The organism is Frondihabitans sp. PAMC 28766 (assembly GCF_001577365.1).
GTDB lineage: Bacteria > Actinomycetota > Actinomycetes > Actinomycetales > Microbacteriaceae > Frondihabitans.
Genome location: NZ_CP014513.1, coordinates 281,289 through 302,380, shown reverse-complemented (window position 1 = coordinate 302,380; position 21,092 = coordinate 281,289). Strand labels below are relative to the sequence as shown.

The 21,092-nt window shown below is 69.7% G+C and carries 21 protein-coding genes; 7 read left to right on the top strand and 14 right to left on the bottom strand.

Going from position 1 to position 21,092, the window contains the following annotated elements:
- Window positions 1–89: 89 nt before the first annotated feature.
- Window positions 90–452 (top strand): DUF4267 domain-containing protein, encoded by a 363-nt coding sequence (locus AX769_RS01390; RefSeq protein WP_066275101.1) that lies wholly within the window; start codon window positions 90–92, stop codon window positions 450–452.
- A 69-nt stretch (window positions 453–521) separates the two neighbouring features.
- On the opposite strand, the gene mftF is transcribed toward AX769_RS01390, so the two are convergent.
- The 11 genes from mftF to mftA form a co-directional block, all read right to left on the bottom strand.
- Complete coding sequence (gene mftF, locus AX769_RS01385; protein ID WP_082763409.1) at window positions 522–1,979, bottom strand: mycofactocin biosynthesis glycosyltransferase MftF; 1,458 nt, start codon at window positions 1,977–1,979, stop codon at window positions 522–524.
- On the bottom strand, window positions 1,963–2,676 hold the full coding sequence (gene mftE / locus AX769_RS01380; RefSeq protein WP_066275095.1) for a mycofactocin biosynthesis peptidyl-dipeptidase MftE: 714 nt from the start codon (window positions 2,674–2,676) through the stop codon (window positions 1,963–1,965). Before mftE ends, mftF begins: the two co-directional genes overlap by 17 nt.
- Window positions 2,677–2,686: 10 nt before the next feature.
- The gene (gene mftD, locus AX769_RS01375) at window positions 2,687–3,955 is read right to left on the bottom strand and encodes a pre-mycofactocin synthase MftD (protein WP_082763408.1); all 1,269 of its coding nucleotides are present in this window, start codon (window positions 3,953–3,955) and stop codon (window positions 2,687–2,689) included.
- Window positions 3,956–4,047: 92 nt separating this feature from the next.
- Window positions 4,048–4,923 carry a VWA domain-containing protein gene (locus AX769_RS01370; protein ID WP_204249298.1) on the bottom strand — a complete coding sequence of 292 codons (876 nt, stop codon included), beginning with the start codon at window positions 4,921–4,923 and terminating at the stop codon, window positions 4,048–4,050.
- Between the two features lie 105 nt (window positions 4,924–5,028).
- Window positions 5,029–5,997 (bottom strand): MoxR family ATPase, encoded by a 969-nt coding sequence (locus AX769_RS01365; protein ID WP_066275090.1) that lies wholly within the window; start codon window positions 5,995–5,997, stop codon window positions 5,029–5,031.
- Entirely contained in the window at window positions 5,994–6,821 is an 828-nt protein-coding gene (locus AX769_RS01360; RefSeq protein WP_066275084.1) for a mycofactocin-coupled SDR family oxidoreductase, read from the bottom strand. Before AX769_RS01360 ends, AX769_RS01365 begins: the two co-directional genes overlap by 4 nt.
- A gap of 60 nt (window positions 6,822–6,881) precedes the next feature.
- Window positions 6,882–7,718 (bottom strand): mycofactocin-coupled SDR family oxidoreductase, encoded by an 837-nt coding sequence (locus AX769_RS01355; RefSeq protein ID WP_066275080.1) that lies wholly within the window; start codon window positions 7,716–7,718, stop codon window positions 6,882–6,884.
- A gap of 78 nt (window positions 7,719–7,796) precedes the next feature.
- Window positions 7,797–8,609: a mycofactocin-coupled SDR family oxidoreductase gene (locus AX769_RS01350; protein WP_066275073.1), complete on the bottom strand. Its 813-nt coding sequence runs from the start codon at window positions 8,607–8,609 to the stop codon at window positions 7,797–7,799.
- A gap of 92 nt (window positions 8,610–8,701) precedes the next feature.
- The gene (gene mftC, locus AX769_RS01345; RefSeq protein ID WP_082763407.1) at window positions 8,702–10,039 is read right to left on the bottom strand and encodes a mycofactocin radical SAM maturase; all 1,338 of its coding nucleotides are present in this window, start codon (window positions 10,037–10,039) and stop codon (window positions 8,702–8,704) included.
- Window positions 10,036–10,302, bottom strand: a complete 267-nt coding sequence (gene mftB / locus AX769_RS01340) for a mycofactocin biosynthesis chaperone MftB (RefSeq protein WP_066275072.1) — start codon at window positions 10,300–10,302, stop codon at window positions 10,036–10,038. Before mftB ends, mftC begins: the two co-directional genes overlap by 4 nt.
- Window positions 10,303–10,318: 16 nt before the next feature.
- A complete protein-coding gene (mftA, locus tag AX769_RS01335) occupies window positions 10,319–10,426 on the bottom strand; it encodes a mycofactocin precursor MftA (RefSeq protein ID WP_066275070.1) in 108 nt (35 codons plus the stop codon).
- Window positions 10,427–10,524: 98 nt separating this feature from the next.
- Between mftA and mftR the strand changes: the two genes are divergently transcribed.
- From mftR to AX769_RS01310, 6 genes are all read left to right on the top strand, one after another.
- Window positions 10,525–11,175 carry a mycofactocin system transcriptional regulator gene (gene mftR / locus AX769_RS01330; protein ID WP_239451894.1) on the top strand — a complete coding sequence of 217 codons (651 nt, stop codon included), beginning with the start codon at window positions 10,525–10,527 and terminating at the stop codon, window positions 11,173–11,175.
- Complete coding sequence (locus AX769_RS01325) at window positions 11,172–12,701, top strand: GMC family oxidoreductase (protein WP_204249297.1); 1,530 nt, start codon at window positions 11,172–11,174, stop codon at window positions 12,699–12,701. Before mftR ends, AX769_RS01325 begins: the two co-directional genes overlap by 4 nt.
- A 2-nt stretch (window positions 12,702–12,703) precedes the next feature.
- Complete coding sequence (locus AX769_RS24585) at window positions 12,704–12,808, top strand: hypothetical protein (protein ID WP_239451893.1); 105 nt, start codon at window positions 12,704–12,706, stop codon at window positions 12,806–12,808.
- Between the two features lie 81 nt (window positions 12,809–12,889).
- Complete coding sequence (locus AX769_RS01320) at window positions 12,890–13,579, top strand: histidine phosphatase family protein (protein WP_066275067.1); 690 nt, start codon at window positions 12,890–12,892, stop codon at window positions 13,577–13,579.
- Between the two features lie 44 nt (window positions 13,580–13,623).
- On the top strand, window positions 13,624–14,211 hold the full coding sequence (locus AX769_RS01315; RefSeq protein WP_066275065.1) for a DUF3090 domain-containing protein: 588 nt from the start codon (window positions 13,624–13,626) through the stop codon (window positions 14,209–14,211).
- 2 nt (window positions 14,212–14,213) lie between these two features.
- A complete protein-coding gene (locus AX769_RS01310) occupies window positions 14,214–15,047 on the top strand; it encodes an SCO1664 family protein (protein WP_082763986.1) in 834 nt (277 codons plus the stop codon).
- Between the two features lie 71 nt (window positions 15,048–15,118).
- On the opposite strand, the gene AX769_RS01305 is transcribed toward AX769_RS01310, so the two are convergent.
- The 3 genes from AX769_RS01305 to AX769_RS01295 form a co-directional block, all read right to left on the bottom strand.
- Entirely contained in the window at window positions 15,119–17,179 is a 2,061-nt protein-coding gene (locus AX769_RS01305; protein ID WP_066275063.1) for a VWA domain-containing protein, read from the bottom strand.
- 44 nt (window positions 17,180–17,223) lie between these two features.
- Entirely contained in the window at window positions 17,224–18,612 is a 1,389-nt protein-coding gene (locus AX769_RS01300) for an ATP-binding protein (RefSeq protein WP_066282995.1), read from the bottom strand.
- 109 nt (window positions 18,613–18,721) lie between these two features.
- Window positions 18,722–21,088, bottom strand: coding sequence for an excinuclease ABC subunit UvrA (locus AX769_RS01295; protein WP_066275062.1), 2,367 nt, complete (start codon window positions 21,086–21,088; stop codon window positions 18,722–18,724).
- Between the last annotated feature and the right edge of the window lie 4 nt (window positions 21,089–21,092).

Here is a 21,092-nt window from a genome sequence, read left to right as displayed (position 1 = left end):
GTTACGTAACGACGGTAGGCGGATCGTCCACTCTGTGCTAGCTTCGTTAGCGAACGTTGCTAGATAACGAATCCGAAAGGTTCCACCTCATGACCATCGCCGCTCTCCTCGTCGCCGTCGCCGGCTGCCTCTTCATCCTCTTCATCGGTGCCCGCTTCCTCCTGGCGCCGAAAGTCGCCCTGGCGGGCTTCGGTGTCACCGAAGACCGCATCCGCGCCCTCACGAGCATCAAAGGCGTCCGCGACATCACCTCCGGTATCGTGCCGCTCGTCGTCCTGCTCGTCGGTGGCCCGCACGTCTTCGGCTGGGCCCTCGTCACCGCCGCCATCACCCCCATCGGCGACGCCATCATCGTCGTCACCAACGGCGGAAGCCTCCGCCAGGCCGTGAGCATCCACGTCGTCACCGCCGTGATCCTCATCGCCGCCGGCCTCATCCTCGCGCTCGTCTGAGCAGTCGACCACCCCGACCACCCGCTCGGCCCGTCGCACCGCCGAAAACGCACCCTGCGTCGTGAGAGGTCAGTGCTCGCCGCGGCGCGAGACGTGCGGCAGCACCCCGCGAAGCGACCGGCCCTTCAGAGCCGACCACCAGACGCCTGCCCCGTAGGCAAGGTCGTCGAGGCGCCGCGCCAGGCCGAAGCGCACCGGGTCGAGGTCGGGCGTCAGCCGCACCCACTCGATGCCCGCATCGACCACGGCCGACACGATCAGCGCTCGCCGGATGCGCGGCGAGAAGATCGACGCGACGACGGCGAGAGGCCACCAGTGCCGCACGAGCAGTGCCGTCGTCTGCGCGAGCGACGACCCGACGCCCGAGACCGTCAGCCGGGCGGCCTGCTGCACGGGGTGCTCGCTGCGCGCGAGCTTGCGCGACACCCGCCATGCGGTCACCCCGGCGATGCCGACCGCGACGGGCACCGACCACCGCCGCTGGGCGAGCAGGGCGGCGATGACGCCGATGTTCCAGGGCGCCAGGATCGCGGGGGCGATGTCGGCCCCGTGCCGCCGGCCGAGCGGAGTCGCCGAGCTGCCGTAGAGGGCCTTCCGGCTGAGCCACGCCACGGCCCGCTGGCGGTGCTCGTGCCACACCCCCGCCGAGGGTTCGTACCGGATGCGCCAGCCGCGGTTCGCGAGCCGCCACACGAAGTCGACGTCTTCGCCCTCCCGCATTTCGACGCTGAACCCGTCGCCCAGAGCCGCCGCCCGACCGATCAGAAAGGTCGCCGGCACCCAGGCGACGGGCGACCGCTGTCGCACGAGGGCCGGGTACGGGCCGAGGTCGAGAGACGAGCGGGCCTGCTCGTAGCGGCCGATCCAGTTCAGCCCGGCGTCGTCACGAAGCCCCTGCACCCGCGGCGCCACCAGGGCGACACGGGGGTCGGCGAAGTGGCCGAGCATCGCCTTGATCGTGTCGGGCTGCAGCACCACGTCGGTGTCGACGAAGGCGACGAACGGTGTCGTCGCGTGCCGTAGCCCGTCGTTGCGGCCGGCCGCCGGGCCGCCGTTCGTGTCGCGCGGCAAGAACGTCGCCCCGTGCCGTGCCGCGACGGCCATGATCTCGGCACGGTCGGGCGAGACGTCGTCGACCACGATCACGGGCGACCCCGCAGGAAGGCTCGACAGCAGCCGGTCCAGCTCGCGCGGCCGACTGTAGACGGGGGTCACGAACGTGACATCGGAGGCTGGCGGGCCGGTGAGCGTCGAGACGATCGGGTCGGCCATCCCGGCGTCGAGGAGCCGGTCGACCAGGGTTCGCGTCCCGGCATCCTGCACGGTCAGGGTGCCGTCGTCGAGCAGGCGGGCAGCCTTGGGCCTGAGGTAGAGCACGCGGGTGGGAGCCCCGCCGATGAGCGTCTGCCCGCCGTCGGCGACGCGCACGCCGTGGCCGAGGCGCACGGTGAAGCCGATCGGCAGCGTCGCGTCCAGGCCGGTGGGCGGCACTGGGAGGCCCACCCCCACGTCAGCGAGACGTCGCATCGCTCGCGGCCGACGCGCTGATCCTGCCGACCACGCCGTCGACCATTGTCGCAAGGAAGGCGCGGCCCTCCGCGGCCGACGCCCCCGTCGGGTCGCCCAGGATGCCGTTGGGTGAGACCGCGCGCACGCCGCCTCGCATCAGGCGCGGAAGCAGCTCGCGCATCGGCGTCGAATCGCCCGGTACCGCGAGGTCGAGTCGCACGTCGTTCGGCCGCAGGTGCAGCATCAGCGACGTCTCGGTCCGGCCCGCGTGCGCATCACCGCCCGGCAGGACGCAGGGCGCCCAGTCGACCGAGTGGCCCTCGGTCTGCATCTCGTCGACGACTCGGCGCACGGTGACCACGTTGCCGCCGTGCCCGTTCACGAACACGATGCGCCCCGCCCAGAGGTCGAGCGATCGCACGGTCTCGACCAGCAGCGAGTGCAGCGCTTCGTGCCCGATCGACACCGTGCCGGGGAAGTCGGCGTGCTCGCCGCTCGCCCCGAAGGGGATCGTGGGCGCGACGACGACCTGCCCCGGGAGGGCGGCCGCCACGCCGGTCGCGACCGCACGGGCCACGACGCTGTCGGTGTCGAACGGCAGGTGCGGCCCGTGCTGCTCGGTCGACCCGGTGGGGATCAGGACGACCGGATCGACGGGGATCTCGGGCCAGGAGGCCTTCGCGAGCTCGGTCCAGCCGGGGGAGGAGGCTGTCATAGCGGCGACGCTACCCGATCGGGTCTTTCGTGCGCGGGGTCGTCTTCGTCGTCGACGGGCGGCCGCCGGCCGTGGCTCCGCTCGTCGCTGCGGCGTTGACTGCCGAGCCGCCGAGCGTGCGCGTGAAACCGTCGGGGATCACGAGGTCGTCGCGAGACAGCTCGTGCACCGAGGCATGCCCGGTGCCGAGCACGGCCGAGTCGAGGCCGCCCTTCAGGATGTCGAGGACGTTCTCGACGCCGGCCTGGCCGTTGGCGGCGAGGCCCCAGAGGTACGCGCGGCCGATGAGCACGGCCCGAGCGCCGAGCGCCAGCGCCTTCGCGACGTCGCCGCCGCGGCGGATGCCGCCGTCGAGGTAGACCTCGATCTGGCCGTCGATCGCCTCGACGACCGAGGGCAGCATGCGGATCGTGGCCGGCGTGGTGTCGAGGTTGTTGCCGCCGTGATTCGACACCGAGATGGCGTCGACCCCGGCGTCGATCGCGCGGCGGGCGTCGTCGACGCGGCTGACCCCCTTGAGCACGAGCGGGCCACCCCACTCCTTCTTGAGCCAGGCGACGTCCTCCCAGGTGGGCGGCGGCGTCTGCATCCACTCGTAGTACGCGCCGAAGAACGTCGGGGCGTCACCGCCGAGGGGCTTGAGGTTGGGGGTGGTCAGGTCGGGCAGTTTGCGGTCTTTCGCGAACCGCAGCAGCCACGCCGGGTGCGGCAGCACGTTCGGCGCGAACTTGATCATCGTCTTGAGGTCGAGCTTGTCGGGGATCTGTGGGCTGCCCCAGTCACGGCCGTTCGAGAACGACCAGTCGAGCGTCGAGATGAGCGCTTTGGCACCGGCGGCGCGAGCGCGGTCCATGCGCTGGATCATCTGCTCGCGGGTGCCCGTCCAGTACATCTGGAAGAACGTGTTCGGGTTGGCGGCGGCGACGTCTTCGATGGGCTTCGACGCGAACGACGACAGGCCCATGATCGTGCCGCGCGACTTGGCCGCACGGGCGACGGCGACCTCGCCGTCGGGGTGCACCGCCTGCACGCCGGTCGGCGAGATGATGACGGGGAAGTCGATCGGGATGCCGAGCACGGTGGTCGACAGGTCGCGCTCGGCTTTGTGGCCGACGACGTGGGGCGCGAAGCCCAACTCGGAGAAGGCCCCGATGTTGTCGTCGATCGTCAGACCTCGCTCGGACCCGGCCACGAGGGCTCCGTAGACCGAACTGGGAAGCTGCTTCTTGGCTCGGCGCTGAGCTTCTGCCACCGTCTCGAACCATGGGTTTCTGGCCATCGGGCCCTCACTCTCGTTCGTGCACCGCGGCTGCACCGCCGTGTGCTGATCCCATTATGGCACCGAGTGCCACTGGAGGGGAAGGGGGAGTGTCATGCTCGGAAGAGCGCACTCAGCGCCGGGGCGACGTCGTGGAACGTGCGGATCGGCCGAAAGACGCCGCGCCCGATGCGCGCCAGCTCCCGCCCCAGCTCGAGGTCCTTCTCGCCGCTCGTGTCGAGCAGCACGTCGAGCCGCGGCAGGTGCGCTGCGATCGGCCGAGGGTCGGGCCCGGCGTTGTGCACGCAGTCCGAGAGCAGGATCACCCGCGCGTCGCGCTGCGGCACTCCCGCCAGCTGGTTGACCGCGATCGACAGCGGGAACCCGACGTTCGTCAGGCCTCGCGCCGGGATCCTCAGCATCTGGTCGAGCAGGGCCATCGGCTCGATTCGGCTGCCCAGCTCGAGCAGCACGGCGGCATCCGACCAGAAGGCGATCACCCCGAGGGCGTCCTGCTCGAGCTCGGCCGCGAGGGCGCCGACGGTCGCCGCCGCCGTGCGGATCCGCTCGCCCTTCATCGACCCCGAGACGTCGACGGCCAGCACGACCGACCGCTTGGTGCGGACACGCTCGCGCACGATGATGTCTTCGTCTTCGGGCATCGGCTTCTCGGCGAGCACCTCGATGGTCGCGTCGAGGTCGATCTCGTCGCTGCCGTCGGCGAACGGGAGGCTCATCACGTCGCCGCCTCCGCGCCTCGCCGTCGAGTCGGCCTTCGGTTTCGGCACCGACAACCGCGCGGCGATCGCCCGGGCGCGCTCGCGCACCTCCGGCTCGATCGAAGCCGCCTCGTCATCGAGGGGCACGAGGTCGGCAGGATCATCGGTGAAGCCGGCCCCCGACCCCTCCGGGCGCTTCTTCGCCGTGCCCGCTCTGCCGGGCTGCGGGCGCAGCGCCAGACCGCCGGGGCCGGCGACGGCGTCGAACACCGTCGGATCCTGGTCGAGCTGTTTGGGCTTCCGGGCCAGGGGCCGGGCGTTCGGAGACGGGGTCGACGTCTTCCGCTGGATGGGGGAGTCGGCCTCGACGGCTCTTCAGCCGGGCTCGGCCCGGGCCGGCTCGAGCACGAAGTGGTCCTCCCAGATCTCTCGGATCACCCGCTCTGCCGTCGTCTCGGCGGCCTCGTCGAGGTGGATGCGGCCCGACAGCGAGACGACCATGGCGTCGAAGAACGTCTCGGGGTAGCGCTCGTCGAGGGGGTCGGTGAGGTCTCGCAGGGCCGACAGCTCGTCGGTGATGAGAGCGCAGTCGATGGCCCCGCGGACACTCGAGCCCTGCCGCACGTCGGGGTGGGTGCGCGTGGCGCGGGTGACGGCCACGGCATCGACGACGATGCGGTCACCCAAAGCCCCCTCGAGATGCGAGCGCAGGCGGACGATGCCCTCTTCGGCCTCGGCATCCTGGTAACCGACCACGATGCGGTTGAGGCGGTCGCTGACGCTCGTCGACAGTCTCGTGGTGCCGACGTTGTCGAACGGGTTCATCGACGCGATCACGCGGAAGGTCGGCTCGGCCCTGATGAGACCGACGCGGGGCACCTCGATCTGCCGGTCGGCCATCGCCGTGAGAAGCGTGTTGAGGGTGTCTTCGGGGGCGCGGTTGAACTCCTCGATGTACAAGAAGCCGCCGTTCTCCATGGCGAGGGCCAGCGGGCCGGGCACGAACGTGTCGGCGCTGTAATCCTCTTTCAGCACACGCGCCGGGTTGTGGTGGCCGACGAGTTTCGCCGCGGTCAGGTCGGCGTTGCCCTCGACGAAGAAGAGCGGGATGCCCCACTCCTCGGTGATCGCCTTGAGCATCGTCGTCTTGCTGGTGCCGGGAGGGCCCTCCAGGATCAGGTCGCGACCGGCCCCTACCGCGGCGAGAGCCAGCTCGAGCTCGCGCTCGCGACCGACGAGGTGCGCCGCGATCCGGCCGCGCGTCGCGCCTCCGCGCCGGTCCGAGGTCGACTGCCCGCCAGCGCCGTGCGCCGGTCGCGCGTCGGCCTGTTGCCCGCTGGTCACAGCTGGCCACCCGCGTCGACCACGTGGGTCGTACCCGTCACGTAGCGCCCGGAGTCGCCGACGAGGTAGAGCACCGCGTTGGAGATGTCGATCGGCTCGACCCCGGCGATCGGCAACTTGTTCAGCGTCAGCGCTGCCACCTCGAAGTCCTCGCGCGTCGGGTTCTCGAGGTCGGGCCGGAAGAGCTTGTAGGTCGGCTCGTTGAGGATCATGTCGGTGTTGACCGTCGTCGGGTGGATCGTGTTGACGCGGATGCTCTGCGGCGCGAGCTCGACGGCCAGCACGCGCATGAAGCCGACGAGCCCGGCTTTCGCCGCTGAGTAGTGCGCCGTGTTGGCGTTGGCGATGAGCGCCGCGAGCGAACTCGTGATGACGACGGCGCCGCCGCGCCCGCCGTCGATGATGTGCGGCACCGCCGCCTTGATGGTGTGCCATTGGCCGGTGAGGTTGACGTCGATCATCGTCTGCCAGGTCTCCTCGTCCATCTCGAGGGTCGGCGCGGGTGTCGAGATGCCGGCCTGCGAGACGACGATGTCGAGGCGGCCGAGCTCGGTGACGCCCTGGTCGACGGCGTTCCTGAGCCCTGCGTAGTCGCGGATGTCGACCTCGGACGCGACGATCCGCCGGTCGAGCGCTTCGACCTGGCGCACGGTCTCCTGCAGGTCTTCGGACGTCGCGCCCGGGTACGGTACGGTCTCCACCTGCTTGCAGACGTCGACGGCGATGATGTCCGCACCCTCTCTGGCCAGCGTGATCGCGTGGCTCCGCCCTTGCCCGCGGGCGGCGCCCGTGATGAAGGCGACCTTGCCGTCGAGTTGTCCCATGTCGTTCGTTCCTCTCAGGTACAGCGGGCCGCGCCGGTCGGCGCGACCCGCCGCGGTTGACTATTTGAGCTGCTCGCCGGCGTCGACGGGCAGGGTGATTCCGGTCACGTAGCGCGACTCGTCGGATGCGAGCCAGAGCACCGCGTTCGAGATGTCGACCGGCTCGACCCACGGGATGGGCAGCACGTTCATCGTCTGGAAACGGCCGCCCAGCGTCTCCTTGGTCCGTTCGGCCTCCGGCAGATCCGGGGCGAACAGGGCGTACGTCGCCGAGTTCTGGATCATGTCGGTGTTGACGCTGGTCGGGTGCACGCTGTTGACCCGGATGAACTCGGGCCCGAGCTCGAGAGCGAGCGTGCGCATCAGGCCGACGACGCCGTGCTTGGCGGCGGCGTAGTGGCCGATGTTGTTCATGCCCTCGAGCCCCGCGGTCGAGCTGGTGAGGATGATCGACCCGCCCTTGCCGCCCGCACGGATGTGCGGGATGGCCGCCTTGACGGCGTGCCAGACGCCGATCAGGTTGACGTCGATCATGTCGCGGAACTCGGTCTCGGACAGCTCTTCGAGCGTGCCGAAGCTGAAGATCCCGGCGTTGGCGGCGACGATGTCGAGGCGACCGAGCTGCGCCACCCCGTCGTCGACGGCGACCTTGACCTGGTCGAAGTCGCGGACGTCGGCCTTGGTCGCCACGATGCGGCGATCCAGTGCCTCGATCTGCTTGACGGTCTCCTCGAGATCCTGCGGCGTCGACATCGCGTACGGCACCGAGTCGATCTGGCCCGTGATGTCGATGGCGATGATGTCGGCGCCCTCTTGGGCCAGCCGCAGCGCATGGCTGCGACCCTGTCCTCTCGCCGCGCCCGTGACGAACGCGACCTTTCCATCCAAACGCCCCATTGCGTTCTCCTTTCTCTCATCGCTCCGGGTGGGAGCGAGGTGCAACGCAGAAGGCCCGGCTGGTGGCCGGGCCTTCTGTCAGAACTGGGTGTTGCCCGCGTCGACGGTCATCGTGAGGCTGGTGACGTAGCGCGCCTCGTCGGAGGCGAGGAACAGCACGGCGTTCGAGATGTCGACCGGTTGGGTGATCTCGATCGGCAGGAGGTTCTGCAGCATCCCGCCGAGCTTCGGGTGGGCCTCGAGGAGCGGGCCGAAGTTCTCCGACCCGTCGCCGGAGCCCATCGGAGTGTCGACCCCCGTCGGGTGGACCGAGTTGACGCGGATGTTGTACTCCGCCAGCTCGGTGGCGTAGGCGCGCATGAGACCGACCACGCCGTGCTTGGCCATGACGTAGGCCGAGAGGAACGGGAGGCCTTTGAGCCCGGCGGCCGAGCTCGTCAGCACCATGGATCCGCCGCCGGCCTCGATGAGGTGCGGGGCGGTCAGCTGCGCCGTGTTCCAGACGCCCTTGAGGTTCGTGCCGATCGTCTGCTCGAAGATCTCGTCGGTGGTGTCCTTCCAGCCGGCGATGACGCAGATGCCGGCGTTGGCGACCACGATGTCGAGGTGACCGAGCTCGGCCGCTCCGTCGTCGATCGCCTTCTTGAGGGCCGCGCGGTCGCGGACGTCGACCTTCGTGGCGATGATCCTGCGGTCCAGTGCCTCGACCTGGCGGACGGTCTCGGCGAGATCCTCCTCGGTCGCCGACGGGTACGTCACGTTCGGAATGTGGTCGACCAGGTCGACCGCGATGATGTCCGCACCCTCCTGCGCCAATCGGATCGCGTGGCTGCGACCCTGGCCCCGGGCTGCCCCGGTGATGAATGCGACCTTGCCTTCTACACGCCCCATCGCGTGCACCTTCTCTCTTTTTCTGATGGTGTTTCTCGGCACGCCGAGGAGAGCGCCCGGAGGCGCCCTCGCAGGCGATGCCGGGGGTGGTGTTACGGCGCGCTGAACCCGGCCAGCGGGTCTTCCGCGCACTCACTGATCGGCTTCTTCGTGATCGAGATCGGCGTGAAGTCGGCCAGGGGGTTCTCGGCGCAGGCGCTGACGGGTGGCGCAGACAGGTCGGCCTTCAGCCCGAGCTTGATGTAGACCTTGCCCGACTTCGATTGCTTCGTGGTGCGGTGAGAGTGGTCGATGCCCGACTTGGGCAGGGCGTTCTTCTCGTCTTTGATCTTGAGCAGCGCGTCTTCGCCGAAGCCCTGCACGCACTCCGGGTCGGGCCCGTCGAGAGGCAGGCCCGTGAAGAACTTCGCCGCCATGCAGCCGCCCTTGCAGGTGCTGAAGAACTGGCACGAGGCGCAGGCGCCGCCGGACTGCGGCTGGCGCAGGCGGAGGAACAGCTCGGAGTGCTTCCAGATCTCTTCGAACCCGCCCTCGCTCCGGATGTTTCCGGCCTTGAAGTCGTCGTGGATCATGAACGGGCAGGCGTACACGTCGCCGACCGGGTCGATCAGGCAGACGACGCGACCGGCGCCGCACATGTTGAGGCCGGGGAGCGCCTCGCCGTACGCCGACAGGTGGAAGAACGAGTCGCCGGTCAGCACGTTGTCGCCGTGGGCCACGAGCCAGTCGTAGAGCTCGCGCTGCTGGTCTTTGGTGGGGTGCAGTTCGTCCCAGACGTCGGCGCCGCGGCCCGAGGGGCGGAGCCGCGTGAGACGCAGTTGGGCGCCGTAGGTGTCGGCAATCTCTTTGAACTGGTCGAGCTGCCCGATGTTCTGCGAGGTGCAGACCACCGAGAGCTTGAAGTTCTTGAAGCCGGCGTCGGAGAGGTTCTTCATCGCCGTGATGGCGGTGTCGTACGAGCCGGGGCCGCGCACGTAGTCGTTGACCTCTGCGGTGGCGCCGTCCATCGAGATCTGGATGTCGAGATAGTCGTTCGTCGCGATGCGGGCGGCGACCTCGGGGGTGATCTTCACGCCGTTGGTCGAGAACTTCACGCCGACGTCGTGTGAGGTGGCGTAGTCGATCAGCTCCCAGAAGTCCGGGCGCACCGTCGGCTCGCCGCCACCGATGTTGACGTAGAAGACCTGCATCTTCTGGAACTCGTCGATGACGGCCTTGGCCTCCTCCGTGGTCAGTTCGCGAGGATCGCGTCGCCCTGAGCTGGAGAGGCAGTGCACGCACGACAGGTTGCACGCGTAGGTGAGCTCCCAAGTGAGGCAGATCGGGGCGTCGAGGCCGAACTCGAAGAGGTCGACGAGGCGCTTCGGCTCGGGCGGTGGTGCGGTGACGCTCGGCGCTGCGAACGACGTGGAGGGGAGAACCGTTGTCATGGCGTCCTTTCGACGACCATCGACGAGCGCTCCAGGGTGCCGAGGGCAGTGGAGTATCTCGCCAGATCGGAGTCGGCGATCCCGGCGGCCGTGCACGCGGCACGAGCGGACGGGGCGTCGCCGAGCGATTGAACGACCGCGAGCAGAGTGCGGTCTTTCAAGAAGGAGAGCTTTCGGGTGCCGAAGTGGTAGAGCAGGGCGCCGAACGGCTCGGGGCGGACGGAGACCTGCGGGTGGATGTCCCAGGCTCGGTCGAGATCCATGGTGATGCTCGGCGGCTCAGTAGACGCCGCACATGCCGTCGATCGAGATCTCCTCGACCAGGCTGTCTTCTTCGATGAGTGGGGCGGCGGTATCGGTTTCGACCTGCGATGAGATGTTGTCCATGTCATGCTCCTTTACGACAATCATTGGCGTTCCGTGGAGTCTTTCCGCGATGGGATTTACACTAATGGCACCCAGTGCCGATGGGAAGAGCGAAAAAGTTGGAAGTTGATGAAGGTTCGTCGGACGGCGCCCCCCGGATCGGGAGGCAGCCCGCCACGTCCAACGCGCAGCTCAGCCACATCGGCCTCCAGCTCTTCATCGAGCACGGCTTCGACGAGACGACGGTCGACGACATCGCCGCCGCCGCCGGGATCGGGCGTCGCACGTTCTTCCGCTACTTCGCCTCGAAGAACGACCTGCCCTGGGGCGACTTCGAGGGCATGATCGCCTCGATGCGCGGTTATCTCGCGGCGCTGCCCGACGACGTCGACATTCGCGAGGCTCTTCGCACAGCCGTCATCGAGTTCAACCGCTTTCCCGCCGACGAGGTCTCGTACCACCGCGAGCGCATGCGCCTGCTGCTGAACGTCCCCTCCCTGGTCGCCCACTCGACGCTCCGCTACGCCGACTGGCGCCAGGTGATCGCCGACTACGTCGCAGAGCGCTCCGGGCTCGACCCCGAAGACCTGGTGCCGCAGACGACGGCGTGGGCCATGCTCGCAGCCTCCCTCGCGGCGTACGAGCAGTGGCTCCGCCACGACGACGCCGACCTGATCGAACTGCTCGGCGTCTCGCTGCGGCTCATCTCGACCGGCTTCGACCTCACGGAGCTCAGCGACGACCACGCCCCGGGAGGCGCATCGGAGTGAGATACGACGTGATCGTGGTCGGCGCCGGGGCCGCCGGTTCACCCCTGGCCGCGAGGCTCTCCGAGGACCCCGATCGCTCCGTGCTCCTCCTCGAGGCCGGCCCGGTGCCGACGACGACCGCAGCCTTCCCCCGCGAGCTGCTCGACGCGGGCACCGTCCAGGGCGCCATGCCGGGCCACCCCGACAACTGGTCGTTTCTCGGGCACCTCACGCCCGACCTGCCCTACGTCGTGGCGAGGGGCAGGATCCTGGGCGGGTCGTCCGCGATCAACGGCGCCTACTTCATCCGCGCGAGGCGTCACGACTTCGAGCGGTGGTCGGCAGGCGGAAACGACGCGTGGGCCTTCGAGAACGTGCTGCCGTTTTACAAGAAGCTCGAGAACGACCTCCAGTACGGCCACGACGCGGAGCACGGCTCGTCGGGCCCGGTCACCATCTCGCGGCCGGGGCAGGACCACCCGGCGACGGTCGCGTTCGCCGCAGCCACGGCAGAGCTCGGCTTCGTCGAAGAGCCCGACAAGAACGCCCAGGGTGCGCCCGGCCACGGCCCCGTCCCGATGAACGCCGTCGACGGCGTCCGCCTCAACATGGGCATCAGCTACGTCAACCCGGTGCGCGACCGCCCGAACCTCACGGTGCAGGGCGACACCCTCGTGCGGCGGGTGGTCTTCGACGGCACGCGCGCGACCGGGGTCGAGGTGTCTCACGGCGGCGTCGTGTCAGTGATCGAAGGCGACGAGATCGTGCTCTCGGCGGGCGGGGTGAAGTCGCCCCACATCCTGTTGGTCTCGGGCATCGGGCCGAGGGCCGAGCTCGAGGCCCACGGCGTTCCCGTGGTCGTCGACCTGCCCGGTGTCGGCAAAGGCTTCAGCGACCACCCCGAGATCAACGTCGGCTGGCAGCCGAAGCGCGACCTCGTCGACACATCGAGCCGCCAGTCGATGGCCGACTGCCTCAACTGGACCTCCGTCGGGGGCGAAACGGCCGGCGACCTCGAGATCCTGCCCATGATCAAGCCGACCGGGTACCTGCTGACGGGCTCGTCGCAGAGCACCGGGTCGGGCATCGCCGCGGCCCTGCGGCACCCGCGCGCGTCGATCCACGCGATGCGCGGCGTCTCGCTCAGGCGCTTCTTCCAGCAGATCGTGCACCGCGACGACCTCACCTTCATCGTCGCCGTGCAGCAGGAGACCTCGCGCGGCCAGATCACGCTCGACTCGAGAGACCCGGAGGTGCAGCCGCGCATCGACTACCACTACCTCGACACGGCTCACGACCGCGAACGCATGCGCGAGGCGGTTCGCACCACCGTCGCGATCCTGCGGTCGAAGGCCTACGAGCATCTTTATCGGCGCTTGACAGAGCTGACCGACGAGATCCTCGACGACGACGCGGCGCTCGACGTCTGGATGCTCGGCCACCTGGGCACCGCCATCCACCTCTGCGGCAGCGCCTCGTTCGGCCCGGCCGGCGACCCGGGGCCGTCGTCGACCAGTACGGGCGCGTGCTCGGGGCGACTGGGCTGAGAGTGGCCGACACGTCGATCCTGCCGACCACGCCGTCGCGCGGGCCGGCGGCGACAGCGGTGCTGATCGGCGAGCTGGTCGCCGCGTTCATCGCGCGCGGCGACTGAATCGTGACGCCTGTGGGGCGGCGCAGTCGGGGCGCAGGATCCTGACCGGTCACCTGAGCCGGGCTGGCTAGGCTTCGTCGCATGGCCACAGTCATCCTCGTGCGACACGGTCGCACCACCGCCAACGCCTCCGGCATCCTCGCGGGGCGTACCGCCGGCGTGAAGCTCGACGAGGTCGGCCGAGGTCAGGCCGACCGCACCGGCGAACGGCTCTCGGTCGTACCGCTCGTCGCGGTGGTGTCGAGCCCGCTGGAGCGCTGCCGTCAGACCTCGAAGTTCATCTTGGAGCACCAGGAGGGATCGCCTGCGACCCCGATCGAGCGCGCGATCACCGAGTGCGACTACGGCGATTGGCAGGGGCAGCCACTGAAAGACCTGGCGAAAGAGAAGCTCTGGGGCGTCGTCCAGTCGCAGCCCTCCGCCGCCGTCTTCCCCGGTGGCGAGTCGATGCAGGCGATGCAGGCGCGGTCGGTCTCGGCCATCCGGCGCCTTGATGCGCAGTTCGAGGCAGAGCACGGGCCGACCGCGGTCTGGGCCGCCGTCAGCCACGGCGACATCATCAAGTCGATCCTCGCCGACGCGCTCGGCATGCACCTCGACCTGTTCCAGCGGATCAGCGTGGGCCCGGCGTCGGTGTCGATCATCCGCTATGGAGCCACGCGGCCCGACGTCGTCTCGACGAACAGTGTCGCGGGCGACCTCTCATGGTTGCGCGCGGCACCGGCCCCGGCCGCCGACGCGGCGGTCGGCGGGGGTGCGGGCAACCCCTGAACCTCTCTGAGCCTCGCCCCATCAGACCGACCTAGGATTGCGTCATGCCAACCATCGTCCACGGATTCGACTGGCCCGACCGTCTGGTCGTCGGCACGGTCGGGCAGCCCGGGTCGCGTTCGTTCTACCTGCAGGCCCGCGACGGCCGCCGCGTCGTCAGCGTCGCCCTCGAGAAAGAGCAGTCGGCCCTTCTCGCCGAGAAGATCGAGGAGATCCTCGACGAGCTGATGACCGCCGAGGGCAACCCCGTCAGCGTCCCCTCGGTCACGCCCCTCGAGCTCGTCGACAACGACCCGCTCGAGCAGCCGGTCGAGCCGCAGTTCCGCACCGGCGCGATGACGCTGGGGTGGGACCCGTCGACGGCACAGGTGGTCATCGAGGCGTACCCCTACGACGACAGCGATGGCGGTGACGACCCGTTCGACTCCGACGACCCGTTCGCTTCCGACGCGGCCGAGACCGAGACGCCCGAGCCCGCCGAGATGCTGCAGGTGCGCATCCCGGTCGGCACCGCTCGGGCCTTCGCCGCGCGCACTCTCGAGATCGTCGGCGCGGGCCGCCCGATCTGCCCGCTCTGCGGCCGTCCGATCGACGGCGAAGGGCACATCTGCGGCCTGCCCGACGGCGAGTGACGATGGCGGCGGACGACCTGCCCGACGAGGTGCCGGCCGATCCCGCGCTGTCTGCGTCTGCTGATCCTGCACCCTCGATCGAGCTGCTCGCCGGCCCCCTCGAGATCGTCGACCGCATCACCATCGCCTCCAACGCGACCTTCGTGGGCCGCATCGGCGAGACCGAGGTCGTCTACAAGCCGATCATGGGCGAGCAGCCGCTCTGGGACTTCCCCGACGGCGACCTCGGCCACCGCGAGGCCGCCGCCTACCTCGTCTCGGAGGCCTTCGGCTGGGACATCGTGCCCCGCACCTGGCTGCGTGACGGCCCGCTCGGCGTCGGCATGGTGCAGCTCTGGCAAGACGTCGACCCGGCACAGGATGCCGTCGACATCAAGCCTGTAGCCGCGGTGCCCGGCGAGGGCTGGCGACTGGTCTTCGAGGGCTACGACGACCGCGATCGCCCGGTCGCACTCGTCCACGAAGACTCGGCCGAGCTGCGCCGCATGGCCGTGTTCGACGTGGTCGTCAACAACGCCGACCGCAAGGGCGGCCACATCCTCGAGATGCCGGGCGGCCACCGCCACGGCATCGACCACGGCCTCACCTTCCACGAAGACCACAAGCTGCGCACCGTGCTCTGGGGCTGGGCAGGCGAGCCGCTGCTGCCTGACGAGCTCGCCCGCATCGAGGCGGTGCGGCAGGATCTCGACGCCGCGCTCGGCGAGACCCTCACGGCCTACATCACCGTGACCGAGCTCGTCGCCCTGGCGGACCGCTGCGAGCACCTGCTGCAGAGCGCTGCATTCCCTCACCCCCGCGGCCGTACCCCCGCCACCCCCTACCCTCTCTTCTGACCCCGCTGAGTGGCACATTCCCGCGGGAATCCGGGCGAAATCCCGCGGGAATGTGCCACTCAGCGGCGTGACTAGAGCCAGCCTCGGCCGAAGAGGCCACCGCCGGGGCCGAAGTCGCCGCCGGGGCCGAAGGCGCCGGGCGTGCCGCCAGCACTCCGGCTGCCGAGGTACGAGCCGACCACGGCGGCACCGAGGTCGTCGGCCTCGGGCGCGACGACGTTGCCGTCGACCCGCCGCGCCATCGAGTCGATGAAGCGCGCAAGGCCCGGGTCGTCTCCCAGCCGGAAGAACGTGGTGTGCGCCCCGAGGCGCATCGAGTTGTCGAGCTCACGCACCGCGTAGGCGACCGTGATCGGCGCCGGCGGGTAGCTGAAGTAGACCTCGCCGTCGGGCTCGAGGTGCGAGGTCGGCTCGCCGTCGGTCACGATGAGCAGCACGGGCTGCGCGTTCGGGTGCTTCCTGAAGTGGCGGTTGGCGAGCAGCAGCGCATGGTGCAGGTTCGTGCCCTTGTCCCACATCGCCTCGAGGCCCACCAGCTCCTCGATGTCCATCACCGAGGCAGCGCGGCCGAAGGCGATCATCTGCAGGTCGTCGCCGCGGAACCGGCTGGTGATGAGCGTGTGGAGAGCGAGAGCTGTGCGCTTCATCGGCACCCAGCGGTCCTCCATCGCCATCGAGAACGAGGTGTCGACGAGCAGCGCCACGCACGCCTGGGTGCGAGCTTCCGTCTCCTGCACCTCGACGTCGCCGATCTCGATGCGCACCCCTGATCCTGTGCCACGCCCCTCACCGGCCGTGCGGAGCACGGCGTTCGTGATCGTGCGGGTGACGTCCCACGGCTCGGTGTCGCCGAACGCCCACTCGCGGGTGGCACCAGAGAGGTCGCCGGCCGCCCCGGCGCCCCGGGTGTCGCGGTTGCCCTGGCGGCCCGACAGCGTCTGGGCGACATCGCGGAGGAGCGCCTTGCCGAGCTGCCGCATGGCTTTCGGCGTCAGCTTGAGCTGGCCGTCGCTCGATCGCTTCACGGCGCCGGAGTCGCGGAGGGCCTTGGCGAGCTGCTGCAGGGTGCGGGCGTCGACGGCGGCCTCGTTGCCGAGCTGCTTCGTGAGCTTGTCGAGGTCGAGGTCGTCGAGCTGCGACGCCGGGCTCGACTGCGCGAGCTGATCGGCGAGCTCGTCGAGGTCGGCGATGTCTTGGAAGACGCCGGTGCCGTCGCCGAGACCGAGGCCCTGCTGGCCGTCCATCTGCTCGGACGAGCCCCAGTCTTCGCCCGGGCGGAGGGAGCGCAGGGCGTCGTCGAGCTGCGAGAGGGAGTCCATCAATTCGGGGCTGCCGAACGCCTGCATGGCAAGGGCGTCGAGCTCGTCCCTCTGCTCTTGCGTCATCGAGTTGCGCATGCGCTGGGCCGCGGCGGCGCGGGCGGCGAGGGAGTCGAGCAGCTCGTCGATGTTCTGCGGATTCTCGGGGAACTGGTCTCCGTGCTTCTGCATGAAGTCGTCGAACATCTCTTGGGTGTCGGTCCCGGCCTGGTGCTCGGCGAGCAGCCCGTTGAGGTCCTGAAGCATCTCGTTGACCGCCGCACGATCGGCGTCGGTCGCGTTCTCGAGCGCGTTCTTCATCCCCGCGAAGCGCTGGTCGAGCATCTCGCGCCCGAGCAGGTCTTTGATCTTCTCGAAGTCGGCCTTCGCCTCGGCGCTCTTCCACTGGTAGTCGTTGAGCTCGCTGACCGCTGCGGCCGGCGATGGCGGCAGGCTGTCGAGCTGCATCTCGGAGAGGGCCCGGTCGCCGTCGTCCATGAGGGCATCACGCGCGAGCTCGCCTCGCTCGGCGAGCACGGCCTTGTCGAGCAGTTCTTTGATCTCTTTCAGGGTGCCGTCGAGGTTGTGCTTCTGAGCGAGCTCGCGCCGGCGCTCGGCCACCCGGCGGGCGAGGTCGTCGAGCCCGGCCTGGTCGCGGCTGCCGCGGCGCAGGAACTCGCGCATCGCGTGCTCGGGAGAGTAGCCCGCCATGACCTCCTGGCCGATGGTGTCGAGCGCCTCCGTAAGGTCGACGGGGGGTGCCAGGGGGTCGGGGCCGCCGGCGTACTTCGCGTAGCGCGAGTCGCGGCCGATGCGACGGTTGGTTCTAGCCATGGTGCTGCTCCTTCACGGCTGGTGCTCGATGCGAGGGCGACGAGCTAGATGCCATACGCGGCTTCGCCCCCGCCGCTCTCCTTGCTGACTCGGCGCGCGAGATAGAGGCCCTCGAGGGCCAACTCGATCGCGCCCGCGCGCTCGCCGTCGTTGGTCGCGCCGAGGCGTGACGCCACCTCGTCGTACAGCTCGGACTCGCCGAGGGACGGCAGACCCGCGAGGAAGTCGCGGGCAGCGACCTGCTCGCCGGTGGTCACCATCACGCCGCCCTCGAGGGCGTCGACGAGCACGCCGAAGTCGATGCCGCGGAAGTGCGCGCGCACGGTCTCGGCCGTCGACGTCCGCAGCAGGTGGTCCAGGATCTCGTCCTCCCGCCCCTCTTCGCCCGACTCGAACTCGATCTTGCCGCCGAGCACGTCGACCGCCGTCTCGAGGTCGATGGGGCGCGCGACGGCGTGGTCCTCGCCCTGCCGGGTGGCCCGGTGGATGGCCGCGGCCGCGATGGTCTCGGCCCCCGCGATCGAGAAGCGGGCGCTCACCCCGGAGCGCTGATCGACGGCACTCGACTCGCGGAGAGCCCGCGTGAAGCGCGCCAGGATCTCGACGAGGTAGTCGGGCACCTCGGCCACGAGCTCGGCCTCCTGGCGGATCACTGCCACCTCGTCGTCGAGCTCGGTCGGGTAGTGGGTGCGGATCTCGGCGCCGAACCTGTCTTTCAGGGGCGTGATGATCCGGCCGCGGTTGGTGTAGTCCTCCGGGTTGGCGCTGGCGACGACGAGCACGTCGAGCGGCAGCCGCAGCACGTAGCCGCGGATCTGGATGTCGCGCTCTTCCATCACGTTGAGCATTGCGACCTGGATGCGCTCGGCGAGGTCGGGCAGCTCGTTGATGGCGACGATGCCGCGGTGGCTGCGGGGGATGAGCCCGAAGTGGATGGTCTCGGGGTCGCCCAGGCTGCGACCCTCGGCGACCTTCATCGGGTCGACGTCGCCGATGAGGTCGGCGACCGAGGTGTCGGGGGTGGCGAGCTTCTCGACGTAGCGCTCCTGGCGGCTCTTCCACTCGATGGGCAGGGTGTCGCCCAGCTCGGCCGCGCGGCGGATGCTGGCGTGCGTGATCGGCTCGTAGGGGTGCTCGCCCAGCTCCGACCCGGCGATCACCGGCGACCACTCGTCGAGGAGGCCCGACAGGGTGCGCAGCAGGCGGGTCTTGCCCTGGCCGCGCTCGCCGAGCAGTACGACGTCGTGCCCGGCGATCAGCGCGCGCTCGAGCTGGGGGATGACGGTGTTCTCGAAGCCGTGCAGACCCGGCCACGGGTCGCGCCCTTCGCGCAGGGCCGCGAGCAGATTGTCGCGGATCTCCTGACGAACGCTCTTGAAATCGTGCCCCGATGCCCGGAGCTCGCCGACGGTGGAAATGGTGGGTGCGGTCACGAGCGCCACGCTACGCCGCGGAGTGTGTCCGCGGGGTTACGGTGTGCCGTGCGCTCGCCGTGTGCCGGCGGTCTGCCCGTCTCGCCCGAGAGGCGGCCACCGGCGCGAGTCAGGTGCCGACGTACGCCGCGAGGTGCTGCGCCGTCAGGGTCGACGCGGCCGCGACGAGATCCTGTGGCCGCCCCTCGAAGACGATGCGGCCGCCGTCGTGGCCGGCGCCCGGCCCGAGGTCGATGATCCAGTCGGCGTGCGCCATCACGGCCTGGTGGTGCTCGATCACGATCACCGAGCGCCCCGAGTCGACCAGGCGGTCGAGCAGCCCGAGCAGCTGTTCGACGTCGGCGAGGTGCAGGCCCGCGGTGGGCTCGTCGAGCACGTAGACGCCGCCCTTCTCGGCCATGCGCGCCGCGAGCTTCAGCCGCTGGCGCTCACCGCCCGACAGCGTGGTCAGCGGTTGCCCGATCGTGAGGTAGCCGAGCCCGACGTCCGACAGGCGGGTCAGGATCGCGTGGGCGGCAGGAACGCGGGGCTCTCCCGTCTCGAAGAACGCCAGCGCTTCGGCGACCGGCAGCGCCAGCACCTGGCTGATGTCCTTTCCGCCCAGCTGGTACTCGAGCACGCTCGCGTCGAAGCGCTTGCCGTCGCACTCGTCGCACGTGCTCGACACCCCGGCCATCATCGCCAGGTCGGTGTAGATCACGCCGGCTCCGTTGCACGCGGGGCAGGCTCCCTCGGAGTTGCTGCTGAAGAGCGCCGGTTTCACGCCGTTCGCCTTGGCGAACGCCTTGCGGATCGGCTCGAGGAGGCCCGAGTAGGTGGCCGGGTTGCTGCGCCGCGACCCGCGGATCGGGCTCTGGTCGATCGTGACCACCTCGCCCGCGGAGGTCTCGGAGCCGGGCTTCAGAGCGCCGTGGATGAGAGAGCTCTTGCCGGAGCCGGCGACCCCGGTGACGACGGTGAGGACTCCGAGGGGCACATCGACGTCGAGACCGTGCAGGTTGTGGGTGGTGGCGCCGCGGATCGGGAGGGACGCACCCGACGACCGCACCGACTCCTTGAGCGTCCGGCGGTCGTCGAGGTGCCGCCCGGTGATCGTGCCGCTGGCCCGGAGCCCGTCGACGGTGCCCTCGAAGCAGACCGTGCCGCCGCCGGCACCGGCGCCCGGGCCGAGGTCGACGACGTGGTCGGCGATGGCGATCGTCTCGGGCTTGTGCTCGACGACCAGCACCGTGTTGCCTTTGTCTCGCAGGCGCAGCAGCAGCTCGTTCATGCGCTGGATGTCGTGCGGGTGGAGGCCCGTCGTCGGCTCGTCGAAGACGTAGGTGATGTCGGTGAGCGACGACCCCAAGTGCCGGATCATCTTGACGCGCTGCGCCTCACCGCCCGACAGGGTTCCGGTGGCGCGGTCGAGCGAGAGGTAGCCGAGGCCGATCTCGACGAACGAGTCGAGGGTGCGGGCGAGGCTCTCGATCAGAGGTGCAACGCCGGCGTCGTCGACGGTGCGCACCCAGCCGGCGAGGTCGCTGATCTGCATCGCGCAGGCGTCGGCGATGCTGAGACCCGCGATCAGCGACGAGCGTGCCGCGGCGCTCAGTCGCGACCCGCCGCAGTCGGGGCAGGTGGTGAACGTGACGGCGCGATCGACGAAGGCGCGCACGTGCGGCTGCATCGAGTCGCGATCCTTCGACAGCATCGACTTCTGGATCTTCGGCACCAGGCCCTCGTAGGTCAGGTTGATGCCGTTGATCTTGACCTTCGTCGGGTCTTTGTAGAGGAACGCCTCGCGCTCGTCGGCCGTGAAGTCGCGGATCGGCTTGTCGCCGTCGAAGAAGCCCGACTCGCCGTACAGCCGCGTCATCCAGCCGTCGCCCGTGTAGCCGGGCACCGTGATCGCGCCGCCGCGGATGCCCTTCGTGTCGTCGAACAGCTGGGCGAGGTCGATGTCGGAGACGGAGCCGCGGCCCTCGCAGCGCTCGCACATGCCGCCGACCCGGGTGAACCCGCGCGACTCCGTCTTGCCCTTGCTCGTGAACGAGCCGCCGCCGGAGGCCGACGCGACGTTGAACGAGAAGGCGTTCGGCGAGCCGACGTGCGGCGTGCCGAGACGACTGAACAGGATCCGGAGCATCGCGTTGACGTCGGTGACCGTGCCCACCGTCGACCTCGGGTCGGACCCCATCCGCTGCTGGTCGACGATGATGACCGTCGTCAGACCCTCGAGCACGTCGACGTCGGGGCGAGCGAGCGTCGGCATGAAGCCCTGCACGAACGCGCTGTAGGTCTCGTTGATGAGGCGCTGCGACTCGGCGGCGATCGTCGCGAAGACGAGCGAGCTCTTGCCCGAGCCGGAAACGCCCGTGAAGACGGTGAGCTTGCGCTTCGGGATCTCGACGCTGACGTCGCGGAGGTTGTTCTCGCGGGCGCCGCGGACGCGGATCACTTCGTGGCTGTCGGTGGTGGCTCGGGAGGTCGTCATAGCG

Coding starts and splice junctions, on each gene's coding strand:
- AX769_RS01390 (WP_066275101.1), top strand. CDS start 90: ATGACCATCGCCGCTCTCCTCGTCGCCGTCGCCGGCTGCCTCTTCATC.
- mftF (WP_082763409.1), bottom strand. CDS start 1,979: ATGCGACGTCTCGCTGACGTGGGGGTGGGCCTCCCAGTGCCGCCCACC.
- mftE (WP_066275095.1), bottom strand. CDS start 2,676: ATGACAGCCTCCTCCCCCGGCTGGACCGAGCTCGCGAAGGCCTCCTGG.
- mftD (WP_082763408.1), bottom strand. CDS start 3,955: ATGGCCAGAAACCCATGGTTCGAGACGGTGGCAGAAGCTCAGCGCCGA.
- AX769_RS01360 (WP_066275084.1), bottom strand. CDS start 6,821: ATGGGACAACTCGACGGCAAGGTCGCCTTCATCACGGGCGCCGCCCGC.
- AX769_RS01355 (WP_066275080.1), bottom strand. CDS start 7,718: ATGGGGCGTTTGGATGGAAAGGTCGCGTTCGTCACGGGCGCGGCGAGA.
- AX769_RS01350 (WP_066275073.1), bottom strand. CDS start 8,609: ATGGGGCGTGTAGAAGGCAAGGTCGCATTCATCACCGGGGCAGCCCGG.
- mftC (WP_082763407.1), bottom strand. CDS start 10,039: ATGACAACGGTTCTCCCCTCCACGTCGTTCGCAGCGCCGAGCGTCACC.
- mftB (WP_066275072.1), bottom strand. CDS start 10,302: ATGGATCTCGACCGAGCCTGGGACATCCACCCGCAGGTCTCCGTCCGC.
- mftA (WP_066275070.1), bottom strand. CDS start 10,426: ATGGACAACATCTCATCGCAGGTCGAAACCGATACCGCCGCCCCACTC.
- AX769_RS01320 (WP_066275067.1), top strand. CDS start 12,890: ATGGCCACAGTCATCCTCGTGCGACACGGTCGCACCACCGCCAACGCC.
- AX769_RS01315 (WP_066275065.1), top strand. CDS start 13,624: ATGCCAACCATCGTCCACGGATTCGACTGGCCCGACCGTCTGGTCGTC.
- AX769_RS01310 (WP_082763986.1), top strand. CDS start 14,214: ATGGCGGCGGACGACCTGCCCGACGAGGTGCCGGCCGATCCCGCGCTG.
- AX769_RS01305 (WP_066275063.1), bottom strand. CDS start 17,179: ATGGCTAGAACCAACCGTCGCATCGGCCGCGACTCGCGCTACGCGAAG.
- AX769_RS01295 (WP_066275062.1), bottom strand. CDS start 21,088: ATGACGACCTCCCGAGCCACCACCGACAGCCACGAAGTGATCCGCGTC.